The organism is Clostridium perfringens, assembly GCF_016027375.1.
Taxonomy (GTDB): domain Bacteria; phylum Bacillota; class Clostridia; order Clostridiales; family Clostridiaceae; genus Sarcina; species Sarcina perfringens.
In genome coordinates, this window is record NZ_CP065681.1 from 2,645,640 (window position 1) to 2,666,486 (window position 20,847).

Consider the following 20,847-nt stretch of genomic DNA (forward strand, 5'->3'; position numbering starts at 1 on the left):
TTCATCACCTATTTGTAGACTTTCTATTTTTTATTAAAAGATATATAAAATACGGAGCTCCTATAGATGCTGTAAATATCCCTATTGGCAACTCTTGTGGATAAAATAACCACTTAGAAACAAAATCAGCTAATAATGTGATTATTCCTCCTATAAGTATTGATAATGGAATAAGATTCTCAAATTTCGAATTCACAAGTTTTCTTGAAATGTGAGGAGCTATCAATCCAACAAAAGGTATTCCTCCTCCAATAGTTACAGCTCCCGCTGTTAAGGCTGCTGATATACTTAATAATATTATTCTACTTTTATAAACCTTATTACCAAGAACGGTTATAATCTCATCATCTAATTGATGAAGATTTAAATCTTTTATAAATATTACTGTTATTATTGTAAAAACAAAAAATATTACTGCTATTATAGCTGCATGAGTCCAATTCGCACCATAAATACTACCTGTTAACCATGTTGTAGCTTCTTTCATGAAAACTATTGGTCCATTTATTATTAAAATATTAGTTAATGCTTTAAATATTGCAGAAACACCAACACCTATTATAATTAACTTTTTTGTTGATGTAGATTTTCCACAAATAAAGAAAATAATAACTACAGCTAAAAAAGAAAATATAAAGGTGAATATAGGCATATATAATATTGATGTTGTTAAAGAATTATTATTAGGATTAGTGAAAATTGTTAAAAATACTAATGCTCCAACAGCTCCACCATTTGATATACCTAATATCTCAGGAGATGCTAATGGGTTTTTTACAACTCCCTGAAGTATAGCCCCCGCTAATCCTAAAGATCCTCCAATTAAAAAAGCAATAATAACTCTTGGTAGTCTTATATTCATTACTAATATAGAAGAGAAACCTGTATCTATTCCAAATATACTTTTTAATACATCTATGGGACTTATCATAACCTCTCCTAAACTTAAACTTATCCCAAATATTAAAAGAGTAATTAATAACAATAATATACTTATTTTTATAGTCTTTTTACTTATATTTATCATTACTTCCCCCTCCTTTTAGCAATATATATAAAGAATGGTCCTCCTATAAGAGCAGTTAATGCTCCTACTGGTACTTCTTTAGGATAAATTATAAATCTTGATAATATATCCGCTGATAATAATATAGAGGACCCAGTAAACACAGAGAAAGGAATAAGCCATTTATAATCTGAACCAATAAATTTATGCACCATACTTGGAGTTACTAATCCAACAAATGCTATGGGTCCAGCAAGTGCTACAGATACTCCTGATAAAACTGATACTATAGCTATTATTAATATTTTTAAATACAAAGTTTTTATTCCTAATGACCTTGCCATTTCTTCACCTAAAGAAAATACATTGAGCTTTTTCCAAATAAAGAATGTTAAGATTATAGTAACTATTATTACTGGTGAAAATTTAAGTATCATATCTATTTTTTTACCTTCTACGGAACCAGTCATCCAATATATAATTTCTTCTAAAGCAATATCATTTTTATATAATATTCCTTGAGTTAAAGAGAAAAGCAAGGCACTTAAAGCTGCTCCACCTAATGTTAAGTCCATAGTTCGAACTTCACCAGAAAGTCCACCTGACAATATATATACCAATATAGTAGCTCCTAATGCCCCTATAAAAGATAAGCATGCAAGTCCCATGTTAGAAATTTGTGGAATATATGTTATAGCAATAACCAAAATAAATACTGCTCCCGAATTTATACCTAATATACTAGGAGAAGCAAGTTTGTTTTTAGTTAATGCTTGTATCAAAAGCCCAGAAACACCAAGTGCTCCTCCAACTAAAAGAGCATTTAAAGTTCTAGGAACTCTAGATGTTTTTATAATTATGTGCTCTTGAGAGCCATTAAAATTTTTATAAGCATCTATAACAGTTTCATAATTAGTTTTTATAAATCCTTTAGTAATGCTTAAATAGCATAGAATTCCTGTTAATATTATTAAAAATAAAAGTAAGAAAAATTTTGTCTTATTGTTATTTATAATTTTTTCCATATACTTCCTCCATCTTAAAAGATAAATACTTTTATTTAATATTGATAATCTTTATCATTTATGATATCATAAACTCATTAGTTTTTCTACATCATTCGACAAAAAAATAATTATTTGGAGGTTTTAAGTATGAAAAAAAAATTACTATCTATAGCTTTATCAAGCTTAGTAGTTGTAAGCCTATTTATAGGTTGTTCTAATAAAAAAATTAACGAAAATACAACTGTACCAACAAATATGGTATCAGTTGAACATGCAATGGGTACTACAGAAATACCTACTAATCCTCAAAAAGTTGTAATTCTTACTAGTGAAGGTACAGAAGCTCTACTTGCTCTTGGCGTTAAACCAGTAGGTGCTGTAACTGGAGTTACTGGTGATTGGTATGATCATACTAAAGACGAACTTGAAGGTGTAAAACAAGTCGGTATGGAAAGAGAGCCTAATATAGAAGCAATTGCTGCTTTAAAACCTGATTTAATAATAGGAAATAAAATGAGACATGAAAAAATTTATTCTCAACTAAGTGCCATAGCTCCAACTGTTTACTCTGATACTATAAGAGGAGCATGGAAAGATAACTTTAAATTTTATGCAAAAGTTTTAAATAAAGAATCTGAATCTGAAAAAGCTTTAAAAGAATATGATGATAAAATTGCTTATATTCAAAATAATTATAAATATAAGCTAGATACAGAAATTTCACTTATTAGATTTATGTCTGGAAAAACTAGAATATATCTTGGAAATACTTTTGCTGGTACTATATTAAAAGAAATAGGATTTAAGAGACCAGCATCTCAACAAAGTGATGAATTTGCCCTTGAAATTGGTAAAGAAAGATTAAAAGAAGCTGATGGAGATGTTCTATTCTACTTTACTTATGAAACTGGTGATGGTAAAGCTACTGCAAGAGAGCAAGAATGGATGCAAGACCCTCTATTTAACTCATTAAATGCTGTACAAAATAATAAAGTCTATAAAGTAAATGACTTTATTTGGAATACTGCTGGTGGAATAAAATCAGCTAACTTAATGCTCGACGATTTAACTAATATGCTAAATGAAGGAAAATTATAATTTATACCTTTCAGTAATAAAATCTTAGATAATTTCAAACAAATTTATCCCTAAATATTAATAATACTGAAAATGAAATTTTTCATTTTCAGTATTATTTTTTATTCAATATCACTTTTTAAATTACCAAAATTTATTTTAATAAAATATTAACTTAAAGATCTATTATTTTAATTTAAAATTTCTTTGCAAGTGAAATAGCCTTTTCTATACCTTCTTCTACCTTTTCCTTAACATTTACGCCCATAACATCTAAATTATCTATGGCAATAGTTTCTATATCCTTAATTCCAAAGAAACCTAATATAGTTCTTAAATATCTATCTCCCATTTCATATGGTGAATTATCATAACCACCACCTCTAGATACTATATGTACTGCCTTTTTGTTATTTAATAAACCAACTGGTCCTTCAGCAGTATATTTAAACGTAATTCCAGAAACACTTACATAATCAATATAAGCTTTTAGTATAGCTGGAAAGCTTAAATTCCACATAGGTGCTGCAATTATATATTTATCAGCATCAGCAAATTGATATGCATATTTTAATATTGAATTATTCTTGCTTTCTTCATCTTTAGGTCCAAATAATTTTCCTAAATCATCAACTCTTAAAAAATCTATATTCTCTTTATATAAATCTAATGTTATTATTTCATCCTCTGGATTATTTTTCTTATACTCTTCTACAAAACTATCAGATACTTTAAAAGTTCTTGATTCTCCCTCATTTTTTATATTTGCTTTAACATATAATACTTTACTCATTGTATTCACTCCTTCTAATTTATATATAAATTATTAAAAATTCTCTGTTCCAAACTTATTGTTTCTAAAATCTTCATATGCATCAAGTATTTCTCCTAGTGTATTCATAACAAATGGTCCATGTGAAACAACAGGCTCATTTATTGGTTCTCCACTAAGAACTAAAAATAGTGACTCTTCAGTCAAAGACTCTAGTAAAATCTCTCCCTCAACATTATCAAATATGATAAAATCTCCTTCTTTACATATTTTATCTTCATTTACTTTAGCTTCACCTTTTAATATAAGAATTGCAGTATTAAAATTTTTTGGTTCACTTAATGTAGTATTACCATAATTCTTTAAATTTATATTATAAAGATTTATATGAGTAAAGGTATTAGCTGGCCCCTTTACCCCATTAACTTCCCCTGCAATTATACTTATTTCTCCTTTATCATTATCAAGTTTTAAAACTCCCATTTCTTCTTTTAATAAAGGTTGATATTTAGGTTCTATCATTTTTTTATCTTTAGGTAGATTCACCCAAAGTTGAACCATATGAAAGATACCACCATTCTTACTAAATTCAGCTTCATGATATTCTTTATGCATAATACCTGATGCTGCAGTCATCCACTGAACATCCCCTGGTCCTATAATCCCATGATTTCCTTTATTATCATGATGCTCAACCTTTCCATCATAAGCAATTGTTACTGTTTCAAATCCACGATGAGGATGAGCTCCAACGCCTAATCTAGTCTCTGATGGCTTAAAATAATATGGTTCATTATAATCTAATAATAAAAATGGTGATAAACGCTCCATACTTTTTATTCCTGTTGGTATATACTGAGATACTCTAAATCCATCCCCAACCATATGTGGTTCTGGTCCTTTAAATATATTCTCTATAGTTCTGAATTTTTTCATTGCTTTGCCCCCTTTTTATCTAAAACAACTTTTATCACTAATTAGTGATAAATACCTAAAAATTTTTATTTTTTATTGATGACTATACATTTTTAAATTTTTTTAATATATTCTTCAATGTGATTTTCTCTTCATCGGTTAAAACTTCAAAAATATTTTTAATATTATTAATATGACTAGGTAAAATATTTTCTATAACCTTTCTACCTTCATCTGTTAATGATATTATACAAGATCTTTTATCTTCTGGATCTGCATTTTTTTTCACTAGTCCATCCTTTTCTAGATTTTTTATAACAACTGTTATATTTCCTGATGTTGTTAAGATTTTTTCAATTATTTCACATATTCTTAAGTCACCTTTATTGTATAGAACTTCCAAAACTCCAAATTGAGCTATGGTTAATCCACTTTCCTTGATTGTCTGAAATTCTTTTTTATGAATAGTATGCTCTGCTCTTGTAAAGACAACTAATGTTGATAATTCTAATTCATTTTCTTTAATTAAATCTTTTATATTATCCATGCTTTTAATTTATCACTAATTAGTGATATTGTCAACATTAAATATAATTATTTAAATAAAAAAGCTATATCAAACCAAGTAAAGATTTGATATAGCTTTCTCTTATAATCCGCAGTCTATTTCTACTTCATTTTCAAAATTATATTCTTCATTACCAAATACACCATTTAAGAAGTCTGGCATAAAGTATTTTTTACTCATTTTCTTTAATTGGTCTTTATCAACTATATTATGTCTATTTAAAATTTCTTTAGCTGATTTTATATTATTATTCATTGAAACTTGAATATCTCTAGCCTCTTCTGAATCTAATTTTCCATTTCCATGATATAAAAACTCTCTTAAGCTTATTAAAGAATCTCTAAATTCTTCATTTAATTTTTCTATAGTTTCAATATCCTCTCTAGAAAGTTCTCCTTCCCCTATAGCTTCCTTTGGCTCAGCATATAATTTATCTTCAATTAAGAAATAAACCTCTTCAGATGAATTCTCAAAAAGATTTCCTAATTCACTTACTTCATAAGCTGAAATATTTTCTATATTATCTAAGTTAAACTTATTTTTAAATTCTTCTACAGTAAATTTCTTTATTCTTAATTCTTTCATATATGTATATCTCCTTTTTGAATATTTTAAATCATTAAATAAATATTCTAATCTCTTATTAAAAATAATAAGTTTATTATATCATTATTAATCTAAAATAAGTACTTATATATATAATAATGCACAGCTTCTTATAATTAAAAATGTAAGAAGTTGTGCATTACTACTTGTTTTCAAATAAGTTTAAACCTTTAAAATTTAACTATTAAGCATATCTTTTATTCAGACTCTAATATTCTTGCAGAATCATTTGTTAGTTTAGTTAAAAAATTATATTCCTCTTCTCCAAGTATCTCTTTATAACGATTATGTAACTTTAATCTGTATTTTTTAATATCCTCTTGTATCTTTTCTCCACTCTCAGTTAGATATATATGAGATAATTTTCCCTCTGATCTTCTTTCCACCAATCCATTTATAACAAGTTTATCTATAAGTCTAGTTATTGTAGAAGGTTTCAAATGAAGTTCCTCACATAATTCTTTTTGAGTTATTCCTGGTTTAAATTTTACCCCAAGAAGTATATATACATATGTTGGAGACATTCCTAATGGTTTTAATTCATCTTCAGCTATTTTAGCTGCTATTTTTTTTAATCTGGTTACAGTAAAAAACAAGCACTGGCAAAAATTTTCTTCAAGCATTATATCAGTCCTAACCTCTTAAAATTTTGTCTATATATTATATTAAATATAAATTTTAAAATTTGCAACTGAGTTCATTCCATTATTTTCAAATAAATAAGGTTTTACTACCCTAATATTTAATAATGTATCTATAAAATATAAAAGATTATTTTCTATATTAAAATAAGTATTTATACCAAGTTAAATTATAAAATATAAAAAGTTGATTTCTATAAAACATAAAAATCAACTTTAAAAAAACTATATTTATTGTATATTCTTATTTAATAAGTAATTGCTCTTTTGCATGAACAAGAGTAGTAAGTAAGTCATTATATGGTGTATTTATATTAAACTCTTTACCTTTTCTTGATACATAACCATTTATATAATCTATTTCTGTAAGACGATGATTTTGTATTAAATCTTGATGCATTGATGGATAGTGAGCGCCAGCTTGGCTTGGATCATATATTGCCTCTATTCCCCTTGCAACCTCTTCAACATCTAACTTTACTCCATATTTAGATGCAATATCAGCAAATTCTTTTATAATATTACGTATAAGCTCTGGAGCTTCTTTTAATTCACCAAATTCTTTAATATTACAATCTAAAATTGTACATCCACTATTTAAAGTTCCATTTACACATGCTTTACGCCATATTGAAAATAATACATTTTCACTATAGTGAGCTTTTAATCCAGCATTACTTAATATATCACAAATTTCTTTTGCTTCTTTTTCCATACTTGGATCAATATTTTGAACTTCTAGGCTTCCGCTTCCTGTTAATACAACATGTCCTGGTCCTTTTAACCCAGCTGTCCATAAAGTTACTCCCATAAGTATGTTTTTGCTATCAACATATTTTGCTACAGTTTCATTATGTCCTAATCCATTTAATAGGCATAATACCTTTGTATTTTTTCCTAATATACCTTTTATAGATTCTAACATTGGTTCTAATCCCATAGATTTAGTAAATAATATTATTAACTCTGGAATTTCTTTAGCATCTTGAGGTAGCATTGCTGGTATCTTTACTTTTTTAATTTCTCCATTTTCCTCAACAGTTAATCCCTCTTTGTTTATAGTATCTACATGATCCTTCCACCCATCTATTAGCATAACTTCATTTCCAGCTTCATGTAACATATATCCATAACGTGAGCCCATTGCTCCTGCTCCAACAATTGCGATTTTCATTTAAATCAACTCTCCTCTATTATCTTTTTTGTAAATTAAATATATTTAAAAATATTTTCATCATATAAATGTATAACTTTTCTACAGAACCATTCAATAATAAATGCTCCTACAAAAGGTATTACAAAGAATGCCATTATTACTCCAAATATAGCATTTGTAGCCCCTGGAGTATTTATAGCCGCTAAAGGTCCAACTAATCCAACTATACCAAATCCTGCACTATTAGGTGTACCTAATATATTAAATAAATAAGCTCCTATTCCACTTAGTATTCCATTTGCTATTATTGGAACTGCTATTATTGGGTATTTTACTAGGTTTGGCATCATCATTTTCATAGCTCCTAATAATACTGATAAAGTAACTCCACTTTGATTTACTCTTCTTGATCCTGCAACTAAAACTGCTGTACAAGCAGTAACTCCTATGGCAGCTGCCCCAGCTCCTAAGCCAGTTATTCCAATAGCTATACCTATTGCCACAGTTGAAATTGGTGAAATAATTAATATTGAGAATGAAACACTTATTAAAATACACATTAATAATGGCTGTAAAGTAGTAAAGTTATTCATTATATCTCCAATTACTATGGTAATTTGTCTTACATAAGGTAACATAAACATTCCTATTATACCAACTCCAGCGCCAGCTATAATAGGTAGTAATAATATAGTTAAAGCTCCTAATTTATTTCCTATTAATCTAATAACAAATACAGCTATACAAGAAACTAACATTATATTTATTAAGTCTCCAATACCAACCATTTGTACTCCTGCTTCAGTAACCTTAAATGCCCCTGAACCTAAGAATACTGCTGCTCCAACTATAACTGATTGCATAGCATTTAATTCAAACTGTAATCCAACTAAGACTCCCACAAGCACAGGTACTATAAACTGCATAATATTCACGGCATTATAAAAAGTAGAAAATATAGGTGAAACCCCTATTAGCCCTTTAAAAATTGATCCTAATATTGCATTAGGAATTAACCCTACAACTATCCCTGTTGCAGTTCCTGCCAAAACTTTATTTAAATAATCTTTTGGTGTTAACTTATCTTTCTTTGAAACATTCTTTTGTGTCATCTCTCTCTTCTTCCTATTATAAAATTTTTTGTTAGTTAAAATCTATAACAATACAAAATTCATTAAATATTATTTCTCTAAAAATATTTATTATTCAAAGTCTTTGTTTATTTTTTGTCATTTATATTTTTATAGATTCTCATGTCAAACTCCACTTTTTTATAAATTACTAGTAATTTTTTTAAAATTAATTGTTTTAATGTATAAATACATACAAATTTAAGTTCATTTGTATGTACAACTAATTTTTTCTGCTATAAATATATCATAATATAAATATAAATTGCAATATATTTAAGACATAAAAGTTAAAAATATAACAAATTATTTTACAAAATTCACATTTTAAAAATATTTTCTGAACTTTATATAATATAATAAACAAATCACTAAATTTAAAATAAAAATATAATTATATAAAATTTTTAATAATCCACACTACCTATTTAAATCTAATATATTTTATGAAAAGAATATGATTTATTAATAGATCTCACTACCCATTGGATAATTATAGTAAATAGTGATATAATAATATCTATAAACTAAGACTTTAAGAAAGGCGAAGGTAGTTTCAACAATGGAAATATAATCTATTTTTCAAATTTTAATTACAACAAAAAGTATTTAATTTTAGCTTTAAAAATGATTTATTTTAAGCTTTTTTTGTTGTATTTAACTTTATGGAGAGTAGATTATAGTGAGATAGGTATATTTTTGACTTTTTATGACTATATATACTCTCCTGTAATTTATAGGAGGGATTTTTTTATGTCTTTAGCAAGATTAAATAAAGTAAAAAAATATTATGGAGATAAATTAATTCTAGATATAGATAAACTAGAAATTTTAGATGAAGATAGAATCGGATTAGTTGGAGTTAATGGTGCTGGTAAAACTACACTTATTAAATCTTTATTAGGTCAAATTCCTATTGATGAAGGAAATGTATCTCTAACTAAAAGCTTTGCTTATATAAGTCAAAGTGAAAATTCTAATGAAGAAACTTTAAATAATAATTTTAAGAATGTATTCAATGCTCCTTTTGAATACCATGAGTTTTTATCAGGTGGAGAAAAGGTTAAATTTAAAATAGCTAAAGCTCTAGGTGAAAATAAACATTTAATTATTGCTGATGAGCCTACTGCTAATTTAGATGAAAACAGCATTGAAACTCTTGAAAACATGCTAAAAAACTATAATGGTGCATTACTTCTAGTATCACATGATAGAAGATTTCTAGATTCATTATGTAACACTATTATTGAAATTGAAGATGGAAAAATAAAAACTTATAAAGGAAATTTCTCTAAATATCTAGAGCTAAAAACTTTAGAGAGGCAAAGAGCTGAAATTGAGTATAATTCTTATATAAATGAAAAAAAGCATCTTGAAAATGCTATCCTTAATAAGCGAAACTTAAAAGATAGTCTTCGAAAAACACCTAAAAGAATGGGTAATTCTGAAGCTAGATTACACAAAATGGAGCCTCAAAGAGCAAAGAAAAATCTAGATAATAATATAAAGGCCTTAAGAAGTAGAATTGATCATCTTGACATTAAGGAAAAGCCTAAAACAATAAAAGAGATTAAAATTAGAGTTCAAGATAATTTAAAAATATCTTCTAAAAATCTTATAGAAGCTAAAGATTTCACATTATTTGCAGGTAATAAGCTTCTACTTAAAGATATTAAATTTAAAATAAAGAATGGTAAGAAAGTAGCACTTATTGGTGATAATGGTTGTGGTAAAAGTACATTGCTAAAAAATATTATTTCAAAAGAAGACAATATAAAAGTTTTAGATAATGTTGTTATAGGCTACTTTGATCAATCTCAAAAGATATTAAAAGATGATGAATCAATACTAAAAAATATTCTTAAAGATTGTTCTTATGATGAAAATTTTGTGAGAATAAATCTAGATGGTTTTGGTTTTAAAGGAGATGATGTATTTAAGAAAGTCTCTTCCTTAAGTGGTGGTGAAAAAGTAAAAATAGCACTTTGTAAAATATTATTATCTGATAATAACTTAATAATATTGGACGAACCTACAAACTATCTTGACATAAAATCTATGGAATCTCTAGAGACTGCATTGATTAATTGTAATAAAACATTAATTGTAGTTTCTCATGATAGAAACTTTATTTCTAATGTATGCGATTATATTTTAGAGATAGATAACAATTTAATTCATGAATTTTCTGGAACCTATGATGAATATATAAAATTTAAGAAAAAACCTAAGTTAGATCATAAAGAAAGAGCTAATAAAGATAGTCTTCTTATCTTAGAAAACAGACTTTCTAATGTAATAGCGCTCCTTTCAATAGAACCTGACAACAATAAAAAAAGTTTATTAGAAAATGAATATTATAATTTACTTAAAGAATTAAAAAACTTAAGAAAAAGATTAAGTTAAATCTAGAAAACTCTGTAGAAACAAATATTCACTTAAAGCAGAACTATTAACTTAAATCTATAAAAATAACCTTAACAAAATTAAATTGTTAAGGTTATTTTGTGGTGTTTTATAATAAAATTATTTTATTATCTCTAAAATTTCTTCTATTTTTTTGCTTCCAAAGTAAACATCTTTATTGTTTACTATTAGAGCTGGTACGCTCATTATTTTAAATTCATCTTTTATATCTTTAAAATTAGCTAAATCAATCATTTCAGCTTCTATATTTTTATTTTCTTTTGCTATTCTTTGTGCACTAGCTACAACATCAGGGCATAAATGACATGATAGTGATACACAAACCTTAATATTAGTCTTTTTATCTAATTTCTTTATTTCATCAAGCACTTCTTTATCAATACCTTGACCTGGACCACCTAAGTTATATATAGCTAAAATAAATGAATTTAACTCATGTCCTCCTGGAACACCATGAAACTTAATTCCACTATAATTTTCATTTTCGTCTAAAAGTGCAACTATTGGATATTTGTCAGCATTTATCTTCTCTTCAACATCTTTATTTTCACCTCTATTAAATATCTTAGCATTAATTTTTTCTCCTAAATCTGATATATCTAGTACTAAGTCTCTAAGTTCTATAGATTTTGTATTATTTCTATCAACTATAGAGACTAAAGTTACTTCATTTTCTATTTTGCTTAAAATTCCTTTTAGCTGAGCTCTTAATCCATCATTTAATAGGGAACTTTTTCTTGATATATTTCCCAAATCATTATTTTCATCACTATTTTTTTCTTCTTGGATATTTTCCTCTTCTTCTAAATATTCATCTTCTATACCAAGCTTTTCTTTTAGCTCTTTAACGTATCTCTCTGCTGTAGTGGCAGCAATAGCTCCATCTGATACAGCTGTAACTATTTGTCTTAAAGATTTTGGACGTAAATCTCCAGCAACATAAACCCCATTAATATTAGTTTCCATATCTTCATTAGTTATAATATATCCTTGCTTGTCTAACTCTAAAATATCTTTAAACAATTCACTTTTAGGGGCATAACCAACGAATACAAATATTCCAAAGGCTCCATCCTCTTTTTTTGCTCTGTATTCAAAAATTTCTCCTGTTACATTATTCTTGAACTTAGCATAGTTTACCATGTCTTTGCCCTTAGCTTCAATTATTTCAGTATTAAATTTCACCTCAATTTTAGGGTTAGAAAGAACCTTATCTGCTATAGATTTTGCACAAGTAAATTCTGGTTCTCTAGCTATTACAGTTACCTTTGATGCAAATCTAGTTAAGAATATTGCTTCCTCAGCCGCTGCAAAACCAGCTCCTATTACAAATACCTCTAATCCTTCAAAAAACTGACCATCACAAGTTGCACAATATGCAACTCCTCTTCCTGTAAATTCTTCTTCCCCTTTAAATCCAAGTTGTCTAGGTGCTGCCCCAGTAGCAATTATTACAGATCTTCCCTGAACTAAACCTTTGTCAGTTTTTATTTCCTTAATATCTCCCTCTAAACTTACTTCAAGGACTTCTCCATTCATAAACTTAACTTTAAAATCCTCTGCCTGAGCTCTCATTTCACTCATAAGTTTAGGACCATTTGTATTTCTAGATCCAGGATAATTAGATATGTCGAAGGTTTTATTGACTTGTCCTCCTAATTCTCCCTTTTCTATTATCAAGGTATTCATCTTAGCTCTTCCGGCATATATACCTGCTGAAAGTCCTGCAGGCCCTCCCCCAATAATAACCAAATCATATATTTTACTCATAAATTTACGTCTCCTCCTTAGTCCTTACTATTCAAAATATTTTTAAACTATCTACTTTGAAATAACTTAAAAATGTTTTAATTTCAATTAATTAACTAAAAAACTATATAAAATAAATTCTTATTACCTAAGCATTTAATCTTTAATAAATTTTATAAAACACCTAAATATAAAATAATTTTTATACAAACTATATATTAATTTAATAAAAGAGTGGTAATTAAGCCACTCTTTTATTTATTTTTATTAAAGTTTTCCTATTAAATCTAAACTTGGTGCTAATGTTTCTTCACCTGGTTTCCATTTAGCTGGACAAACTTGATCTCCATGTTCTGCAACAAACTGAGCTGCTTGAACCTTTCTTAATAATTCTTCAGCATTTCTTCCAATTCCGTTATCATGGATTTCATATGCTTTTATCTCTCCTTCTGGGTTAATTACGAAAGATCCTCTTAAAGCTAATCCTTCTTCTTCTATCATAACTTCAAAATCTCTTGCTAATTTTCCTGTTGGATCTGCTAACATTGGATATTTAATCTTTCCTATAGTATCTGAAGCATCTGCCCATGCTTTATGAACAAAGTGAGTATCTGTTGATATTGAGTAAACTTCACATCCTATTTCTTTAAAGCTTTCATAATTGTCTGCTAACTCTCCTAACTCAGTTGGACAAACAAAAGTAAAGTCTGCTGGATAGAATACGAATACTGACCAGTGTCCTTTTAAATCCTCTGATGTAACTTCTTTAAATTCTCCATTTTGATATGATTGCACTTTAAAATCTGAAACTTTTTTGTTTATTAATGACATTTGCACTTCCTCCTTGATATTTATTTTCAATTGATTCTATTTATCATTTATTTCTTATAATCAATAATAATTATTATTTAATAAAAAGTCAATACTTTTTAGAAAAATTTTTATATTATTTTTATCATGTGTGTGCAATCACATTCAGATATTTTATTATGTTTTAAACTAAGGTTGTAGATTTTCACAAAAGAAATTTAATAAGGAGGGTACTTATGAATAAAGAAATTAAACTAAGAAATGATATTTACTCAGTAGGAGTAATTGACAATAGACCTGTTCCATTTCACAGATTAATATTAGAAAAAGGAACTACATACAATAGTTATTTATTAAAAACTAGAAAGCCAACAGTTATTGATACTGTAGATTTAATATATACAAAAGATTTTTTAAATAATTTAAAAGAGATTATTGATTTAAAAGATATAAGTTACATAGTTATTAATCATACAGAACCAGATCATTCAGGTGCATTAGGTGGACTAGCTAGACAAGCTATTAATGCTAAAATAGTTTGCAGTGAAAAAGCCGTATATCATCTAAAAGAATTATATAAATTACATGATAGAGATTTTATAGTAGTAAATGATGGGGATACCCTTGATATAGGAGGAAAAACATTATTATTTAAAATGACTCCTTATCTTCACACTGAGGAAACAATGATTACATATGATGTGGAAGATAAAATATTATTTCCTTGTGATATTTTTAGTACTCATCTTACTGCCAAGGAACATTTCTCAAGTAAATCAAATGAAGATATTACAGAGGACTTTTTAACTTACTATAAACTTATAATGGAACCACATAGAAAATACATTAGACCACTGATTGATATATTAAAAGATTTAGATATAGAAGTTATTGCTCCATCACATGGTTATATACTAGATGAAAATATTCAATCATATATTGATATATATGATAAATATAGTAAAGAAACTAAAAAAGGGAAAAAAGCTACTATAGTTTACACTACAATGAGAAATGCAACAAAAAAAATAGCTGAAAAATTCAAATCTGAATTAGAAAATGAGGATATTGAAGTTTATATATTTAATGCAGATAAAAGTACTAAAGAAGATATATTAGCTTCAATAAAAGAATCAGATTCAATACTATTTGGTACTTCAACTAAATATGGAGATTTAATAGGTTCTATTGAAGATATATTAAAAGAATTACCTAAATTAGATTTAAGCAATAAACTTTTAGGTGCTTTTGGTTCATTTGGATGGAGTGGTGAACCTATAGAAATAATTCAGGATTACTTAAACTCTACAAATGGTAATGTTTTAAATACTTCATCAATAATAAAATCTACTGGTATGATTGATGTTCATTTCCCAGTAAGAATTAGATTCTCACTAAATGAAGAATCAGAAAAAGAAGTTGTAAGATCTGCTGATTATATCAGTTCAATAATATAATCGTTAAATTTTAGGAGGAATTAATTATGAAAAAATTTATATGTGATGTTTGTGGATACATTTATGATCCAGCTGTAGGAGATCCTGATAATGGTGTGGAACCTGGAACTGAATTTAAGGATATACCTGATGATTGGGTTTGCCCTCTTTGTGGAGTAGATAAATCTCAATTCTCTGAAACTGAATAATATTATATTAGTAAAAAGCCTAATAAATCATATAGATTTATTAGGCTTTTTACTTTACTCTGCTAAATCTAATAAAGCTTCTATATCCTTAATTATAATTGCCTTATTTCCATGTAAATTTATTATTCCTGTTTTATCAAATTTAGATAGTTTCCTACTTACAGTTTCTCTAGTAACACCACAGTAGTTTGCCATTTGTTCTCTATTAAGTGGTAACTTTACATATATTCCTTCTTCCTTTTCAATTCCATATCTATTCATAAATTCTACCAACACTGATGCTATTCTCACTTCTACATCCTTAGTTGCTAAATTTTGTGCTAAATTCTCTGCTAAGTTTATTCTATTAGCCATCTCTTCTATTATTTTTATTGATATTTCTGGATTTTCTAAAAGTATTTTATCTAAACTTTTTTTATTTAATACACACATCTTACCTGAAGTTATTGCATAAGCTGAAAAATTACTAATATTACTATTAACAAAAAGATTATTTTCTCCAAAGAAATCTCCTTTGGATAATAGATATACTATTTGTTCTTTTCCTTCTTTAGTAATTTTACATATTTTCACTTCTCCCTCTCTAATTAAAAAAAGCTTGTCTGATATTTCACCTTCCCTACATAATGTATCATTTTCATCAAATTCCTTATGTTCTGTCATATGGACTATTTTGAATAGTTCCTCATCTGATAATGATGAGAAAATAGCTATATTCCTAGCACATGGTCCTTTATCTGATGCACAATTACATAATCTAATCACAAATTTATACGCTCCTTTTATCTTTTGGTATTTCATATCAATTTTAACAAATGCTATTAATAACTATCAATATATCATAAGTTTTTAAAAATATAAGCATATAATATTATTAAAAACAAAAGTAGTTAATTCTTAAGAATTAACTACTTTTTATAACATTTTAAATCCAAATTTTTAATATACTAAGTGTTATTATATTAAAATCTAAAAAATAATTATTAAAACTCTTCTTTTCCAAAGAATTCAAAATTAATATTATCTTCTTTAACGCCTAAATCTTTTAAACTATTTCTTATACTTTTCATAAATAAAGTTGGACCACAAAAGAAAAATTCTCCATTTAAAGGCAAGTTATTTTTTATCCATTCTTTTGTTATAAATCCCTCTTCATCAAAATCTTTACCTTTTATATCACTTTCTAATGGCTCACTAAATATCTTTATTTCCTTAAAATTCTTTACTTTTTTAATTCCTTGAACATCTGAATTTAAAGCTAGATTATCTGAGTTTAATACAGCTTCCACAAAGTATACATCTCTGCTTTGTTCCTTAGCTCCATATAGCATTGATAAAATAGGTGTTATTCCTATACCTCCTGATAGTAAAACTAAAGGCTTATTACTATCTTCTGTTAATGTAAAATTCCCAAATGGAGGCATTGCTAATATTGTATCACCTACATTAATAGATTCATGAAAATATCCACTTACCTTTCCATTAGGCACCCTTTTTATTGTTAATCTATAATAATTCTTTTTGGGATCACCTGATAAACTATATCTTCTCATTTCTTTTTTTATAACTTCATCATCAGTTTCTATTTTAAGAGGTAAAAATTGACCACATTTATATTCTTTTAATGGTTTACCATCAGTAGCTCTTAGGTAAAATGATTTTATATCCTTTGCCTCTTCTTCTATTTTAAATATTTCTAATTGTCTAAATCCATTCCAAACATTTTCCATATTATCACCTCATTACACTTATCATAAGTTTATAATTATTAAATAAGTAACAATATATGACTTAAATTAATACTTAATGAAACTTCATATATTGTTACTTACAGTTAAACCTATAATTTTAAATTTATATTTTTATATAAATTTAATAGAGTAAGTAGAAACTAATTTATATTTGTACATCGAAATTCTTAATTTATAGGTTTTATATATTACTTTAGGGTTTTATAAAAATAAAAACGAAAATTATAAGTTTATTTAAATATTATATATATAAAGCTATTAATATGTGTTTATATGCTATTAATATTAACATCTTAGTCTTTACTTCTCTATTATAGATTTATTATATCTACAATAATTGCTACGAAATATGACTGGCATCACATTTAAAAATTATATTTACCCAAAACAAGTCTTTGACTTTAATAATATACTATCCAAATATAAAAATACTAATTCTTCTATACTTATTGGGATTTTTAAAATTACATATATTATAATTTCTAATAAATCTAATACTAATTAATATTTTTAGACATAATTTATTTAATAATTAAACATAATAAAATAACATATCTATTAATTCTAAGGAGGTTTTAATAATGGAAAAATTTGTATGTGATGTTTGCGGATATATTTATGATCCAGTTGTAGGAGATCCTGATAATGGTGTGGCTCCTGGTACCAAATTTAAAGATATTCCAGATACTTGGGTATGTCCACTTTGTAAACTAGATAAAACTCATTTTTCTAAAGTTGAATAATTTAGAAGTGTATATAAAACCTTATAATACACTCCTAAACTAAGACAGTATATCTAATTAGTTTTATTAAAAATCAAAAGTTTTATAAAGATTATTATTTATTTAAAGGCTATATTTTAAAGTAAATTTGATTGAATCTATAAACCACTTATTAATAACTAAATCATTAAGTGAGTATAAAATCAAATCTGACTTAAAAATATAGCCTTGTTAAAAATTTTCAACCTATTAATATATAATCCCCTTTTAACTATTCAGCTAAACTAAATAAAGCTTCTTTATCCTTAATAATAAGCCCTTTATTTCCCTGTAATTTTATTATTCCTAATTTATCAAATTTTGAAAGTCTTCTACTTACAGTTTCTCTTGTTATACCACAGTAATTTGCTATTTGTTCTCTATTAAGAGGTAAATTTATGTATATTCCTTCTTCCTTTTTTTGACCATACTTATTCATAAATTCTATTAATACAGTGGCTAATCTTGCTTCCACATCTCTAGTAGCTAATGTTTGTGCTAAATTTTCAGCAGAATTTATTCTATCTGCCATCTCTTGTATTATTTTTAATGATATCTCTGGATTTTTTATGAGTATTTTTTCTAAATTCTCCTTTTTTAAAATACATAACTTTGCATCTGTTATTGCATAAGCTGAAAAGTTGCTAATATTATTACTAGTAAAAAGATTATTTTCTCCAAAGAAATCACCTTTAGATAATACGTAAACTATCTGTTCTTTTCCCTCTTTAGTTATTTTGCATATCTTTACCCTGCCTTCTCTAATTAAGAAAAGCTTATCTGATTTTTCCCCTTCTCTACATAAAACATCATTTTCTTTAAAACTTTTATGTTCAGTCATATTAACTATTTTCAACAACTCCTCAGTGGATAATGTTGAAAAAATAGATATATTTTTAGCACAAGGTTCTTTACATGGTCCACATGTACATGTTTTTTCCATTTCTATCTTCCTCCTTACTATTTTATTTATCCTTTTTCTTTATTTAATATTCTACTATAAAACTTAACATTTAATAAAAAAAGAAACATAAAATAGTTTCTATGCTTCTTTTAAACTTAAAATTTATAAAATTATACTAATGTTTATAACTATTAATATCTTGGGAATAATATATTATTTTCTTTATGAATATGTATGAATAAATCTTTTTCTAAGTCGTGTAAATAATCATATAGTAGTTTAAAACTTATGCATCCCCACTCTGGAACTTTATAATCATCAGTTACTTCTGCTAATTCTTTTAATATGTCACCAGCAGCTTCATGTTCATTAACTATGATTCTTATATCTTCTTCTATTTCTTTCTTTTCTTTTTCATTCTTTGCTTTATCATACTTAATCATTAGTGGGAATAAAATATTTTCTTCTTTAAGTAAATGTTCTTCTAATTCACATTTTAGCTTTCCAAAAAGGCTATGAACTTTCATTAAAAGTTCTGGATCATGTGAAAAATGCACTCTAAATACCTTAACCATCAATGGATCTATTTCTTTTAATAATCTAAAAGTCTCTCCATGATGAGTTTCAACTATATGACTTATTAACTCTTCTGAAGATTTTTCTCTCCAATCTACATATTGAGAATTTTCAAATTTAAACTCTTTGAATTCTTTATTTAAATCTTCAACAAATTTATCAACATCAACACCTTTTTCTTTAAGTGCTAATTCTAAGCTCTTATTTCCACCACAACAATAATCTAATTCCATATCATTAAATTTCTTAACAACTGCTGGGTAAACAGTAACAACTTCTCCTAAACTATAGTCTTTTCTAATTAATTTTTCCATAGTGATTTCCTCCTAATTTTTAATCACACATTTATAACAAACTATTTTTGCTAGTGTTGATTTTTACATAGAACTTTAAGTTAATCTTAATAATAAAGTAATAAAAATACTTTAATAAACTAAATTTCATCTAAAGAACCAGCTAAAATCAACATTCAACCGAAATATAATCTTAAACTATTTTTTTATACATTCTTTTGGAGTAAATGGACAATATCCTATGTCATCACATTTTTCTCTCATACTCTCCCAAAGTTTTTCATCTTTTATAGCCTCTAAAGCTGTTGGATATAAAATATAATTTTCTTTAAATATATGATCCTTAAGTTCAAAACAAATTTCTTTAGATAAAGATTGAAGATTATCTTTAAAGTCTTCAAAATCAAGATATTCAACTACTTTTATTAATTCTTTTAATCTTCTCTTTTTCTCTCTTAATTGATCATGTTCTAATCTCATTATTCTTGTTGGACCAGTAATCTCTCTCTTTTCTAACTCTGGAAATAATACATCTTCTTCTCTTTTATGATGAAGCTCTGCATCTAAAATACCTTGTACTATTTCTAAAGCCTTTGAAAATTCTGCATTTTCTTTATTATATTTATCCATTTTTACTATTTTACTAGTAACTATTTCAAGTTCTTCTAATAATCCTAATATTTTTGTATGCTCTTCAACTAAAGTATCTAAGACATGTCCCCTTGATATATTGCTCTTTAACTTTTCAAGTTCATCCTTAAGTATTTCCATATGTATATCGCATAAATGTCTTAACTCACTAGGTTCCATTCCATCATCTATTAAGTTTTGTTCTGCAATTGATAATTCTAATGGATCAATTGACTTTACTATATCTAATCCTTCTTCTCTTAATTCTTTAGTTATACCTTCTTTATTTATTCTTCTTAAAAAGTCAGTTAACATGTTTATTCTTTCAGAATCAATAACCTTTGCTTGTCCATCTTTTAATACTACTTTTTTATTTTCCATATATAAATTTCAATAGCATAATAAATTTATACTAACTACTTC

General features: G+C 26.5%; 21 protein-coding genes. 5 read left to right on the plus strand and 16 right to left on the minus strand.

The window, feature by feature from the left end; all coding sequences use genetic code 11:
* Positions 1 to 4: 4 nt before the first annotated feature.
* Together I6G60_RS12440 and I6G60_RS12445 are read right to left on the minus strand one after the other, a co-directional pair.
* Positions 5 to 1,027 (minus strand): FecCD family ABC transporter permease, encoded by a 1,023-nt coding sequence (locus I6G60_RS12440; RefSeq protein ID WP_003477120.1) that lies wholly within the window; start codon positions 1,025 to 1,027, stop codon positions 5 to 7.
* Entirely contained in the window at positions 1,027 to 2,031 is a 1,005-nt protein-coding gene (locus I6G60_RS12445) for a FecCD family ABC transporter permease (RefSeq protein ID WP_003449302.1), read from the minus strand. Before I6G60_RS12445 ends, I6G60_RS12440 begins: the two co-directional genes overlap by 1 nt.
* A 129-nt stretch (positions 2,032 to 2,160) precedes the next feature.
* Between I6G60_RS12445 and I6G60_RS12450 the strand changes: the two genes are divergently transcribed.
* Entirely contained in the window at positions 2,161 to 3,111 is a 951-nt protein-coding gene (locus tag I6G60_RS12450) for an ABC transporter substrate-binding protein (protein WP_197925409.1), read from the plus strand.
* Positions 3,112 to 3,286: 175 nt separating this feature from the next.
* Here the strand turns inward: I6G60_RS12450 and I6G60_RS12455 are convergent, their stop codons facing one another.
* The 7 genes from I6G60_RS12455 to I6G60_RS12485 form a co-directional block, all read right to left on the minus strand.
* On the minus strand, positions 3,287 to 3,883 hold the full coding sequence (locus I6G60_RS12455; protein WP_003477115.1) for an NAD(P)H-dependent oxidoreductase: 597 nt from the start codon (positions 3,881 to 3,883) through the stop codon (positions 3,287 to 3,289).
* Positions 3,884 to 3,916: 33 nt separating this feature from the next.
* The gene (locus I6G60_RS12460) at positions 3,917 to 4,798 is read right to left on the minus strand and encodes a pirin family protein (RefSeq protein WP_003477112.1); all 882 of its coding nucleotides are present in this window, start codon (positions 4,796 to 4,798) and stop codon (positions 3,917 to 3,919) included.
* Between the two features lie 82 nt (positions 4,799 to 4,880).
* Entirely contained in the window at positions 4,881 to 5,324 is a 444-nt protein-coding gene (locus I6G60_RS12465; RefSeq protein WP_003468852.1) for a MarR family winged helix-turn-helix transcriptional regulator, read from the minus strand.
* Positions 5,325 to 5,426: 102 nt separating this feature from the next.
* A complete protein-coding gene (locus I6G60_RS12470) occupies positions 5,427 to 5,930 on the minus strand; it encodes a hypothetical protein (RefSeq protein WP_003468836.1) in 504 nt (167 codons plus the stop codon).
* Between the two features lie 218 nt (positions 5,931 to 6,148).
* Positions 6,149 to 6,574: a MarR family winged helix-turn-helix transcriptional regulator gene (locus I6G60_RS12475; protein ID WP_003461590.1), complete on the minus strand. Its 426-nt coding sequence runs from the start codon at positions 6,572 to 6,574 to the stop codon at positions 6,149 to 6,151.
* A gap of 262 nt (positions 6,575 to 6,836) precedes the next feature.
* Positions 6,837 to 7,766 carry a 2-dehydropantoate 2-reductase gene (locus tag I6G60_RS12480; protein WP_110035020.1) on the minus strand — a complete coding sequence of 310 codons (930 nt, stop codon included), beginning with the start codon at positions 7,764 to 7,766 and terminating at the stop codon, positions 6,837 to 6,839.
* Positions 7,767 to 7,801: 35 nt separating this feature from the next.
* Entirely contained in the window at positions 7,802 to 8,860 is a 1,059-nt protein-coding gene (locus I6G60_RS12485; RefSeq protein WP_110035019.1) for a PTS transporter subunit IIC, read from the minus strand.
* 771 nt (positions 8,861 to 9,631) lie between these two features.
* On the opposite strand from I6G60_RS12485, the gene cplR reads away from it, so the two are divergent.
* Complete coding sequence (gene cplR / locus I6G60_RS12490; RefSeq protein ID WP_197925411.1) at positions 9,632 to 11,284, plus strand: ABC-F type ribosomal protection protein CplR; 1,653 nt, start codon at positions 9,632 to 9,634, stop codon at positions 11,282 to 11,284.
* Positions 11,285 to 11,404: 120 nt separating this feature from the next.
* On the opposite strand, the gene I6G60_RS12495 is transcribed toward cplR, so the two are convergent.
* Positions 11,405 to 13,075 (minus strand): FAD-dependent oxidoreductase, encoded by a 1,671-nt coding sequence (locus I6G60_RS12495; RefSeq protein ID WP_110016305.1) that lies wholly within the window; start codon positions 13,073 to 13,075, stop codon positions 11,405 to 11,407.
* A gap of 246 nt (positions 13,076 to 13,321) precedes the next feature.
* Complete coding sequence (gene ahpC / locus I6G60_RS12500) at positions 13,322 to 13,885, minus strand: alkyl hydroperoxide reductase subunit C (protein ID WP_003477110.1); 564 nt, start codon at positions 13,883 to 13,885, stop codon at positions 13,322 to 13,324.
* A gap of 215 nt (positions 13,886 to 14,100) precedes the next feature.
* On the opposite strand from ahpC, the gene I6G60_RS12505 reads away from it, so the two are divergent.
* Entirely contained in the window at positions 14,101 to 15,321 is a 1,221-nt protein-coding gene (locus I6G60_RS12505) for an FprA family A-type flavoprotein (protein WP_003477108.1), read from the plus strand.
* A gap of 26 nt (positions 15,322 to 15,347) precedes the next feature.
* Positions 15,348 to 15,509 carry a rubredoxin gene (gene rd, locus I6G60_RS12510; RefSeq protein ID WP_003452884.1) on the plus strand — a complete coding sequence of 54 codons (162 nt, stop codon included), beginning with the start codon at positions 15,348 to 15,350 and terminating at the stop codon, positions 15,507 to 15,509.
* A 54-nt stretch (positions 15,510 to 15,563) separates the two neighbouring features.
* Here rd (I6G60_RS12510) and I6G60_RS12515 read toward each other — a convergent pair whose 3' ends face one another.
* Positions 15,564 to 16,274, minus strand: coding sequence for a Crp/Fnr family transcriptional regulator (locus tag I6G60_RS12515; protein WP_003477106.1), 711 nt, complete (start codon positions 16,272 to 16,274; stop codon positions 15,564 to 15,566).
* Positions 16,275 to 16,492: 218 nt separating this feature from the next.
* On the minus strand, positions 16,493 to 17,239 hold the full coding sequence (locus I6G60_RS12520; RefSeq protein ID WP_003455848.1) for an FAD-binding oxidoreductase: 747 nt from the start codon (positions 17,237 to 17,239) through the stop codon (positions 16,493 to 16,495).
* Between the two features lie 602 nt (positions 17,240 to 17,841).
* Here I6G60_RS12520 and rd (I6G60_RS12525) point away from each other — a divergent pair.
* Positions 17,842 to 18,003: a rubredoxin gene (gene rd, locus I6G60_RS12525; protein ID WP_003455740.1), complete on the plus strand. Its 162-nt coding sequence runs from the start codon at positions 17,842 to 17,844 to the stop codon at positions 18,001 to 18,003.
* A gap of 250 nt (positions 18,004 to 18,253) precedes the next feature.
* Here the strand turns inward: rd (I6G60_RS12525) and I6G60_RS12530 are convergent, their stop codons facing one another.
* The 3 genes from I6G60_RS12530 to I6G60_RS12540 all read right to left on the minus strand — a co-directional run bounded on the left by I6G60_RS12530 (position 18,254) and on the right by I6G60_RS12540 (position 20,805).
* Positions 18,254 to 18,964: a Crp/Fnr family transcriptional regulator gene (locus I6G60_RS12530; protein WP_110016307.1), complete on the minus strand. Its 711-nt coding sequence runs from the start codon at positions 18,962 to 18,964 to the stop codon at positions 18,254 to 18,256.
* A gap of 152 nt (positions 18,965 to 19,116) precedes the next feature.
* Positions 19,117 to 19,815 carry an iron-sulfur cluster repair di-iron protein gene (gene ric / locus I6G60_RS12535; RefSeq protein ID WP_025649147.1) on the minus strand — a complete coding sequence of 233 codons (699 nt, stop codon included), beginning with the start codon at positions 19,813 to 19,815 and terminating at the stop codon, positions 19,117 to 19,119.
* Positions 19,816 to 19,992: 177 nt separating this feature from the next.
* The gene (locus I6G60_RS12540) at positions 19,993 to 20,805 is read right to left on the minus strand and encodes a DUF438 domain-containing protein (RefSeq protein ID WP_025649146.1); all 813 of its coding nucleotides are present in this window, start codon (positions 20,803 to 20,805) and stop codon (positions 19,993 to 19,995) included.
* Positions 20,806 to 20,847: the final 42 nt, after the last annotated feature.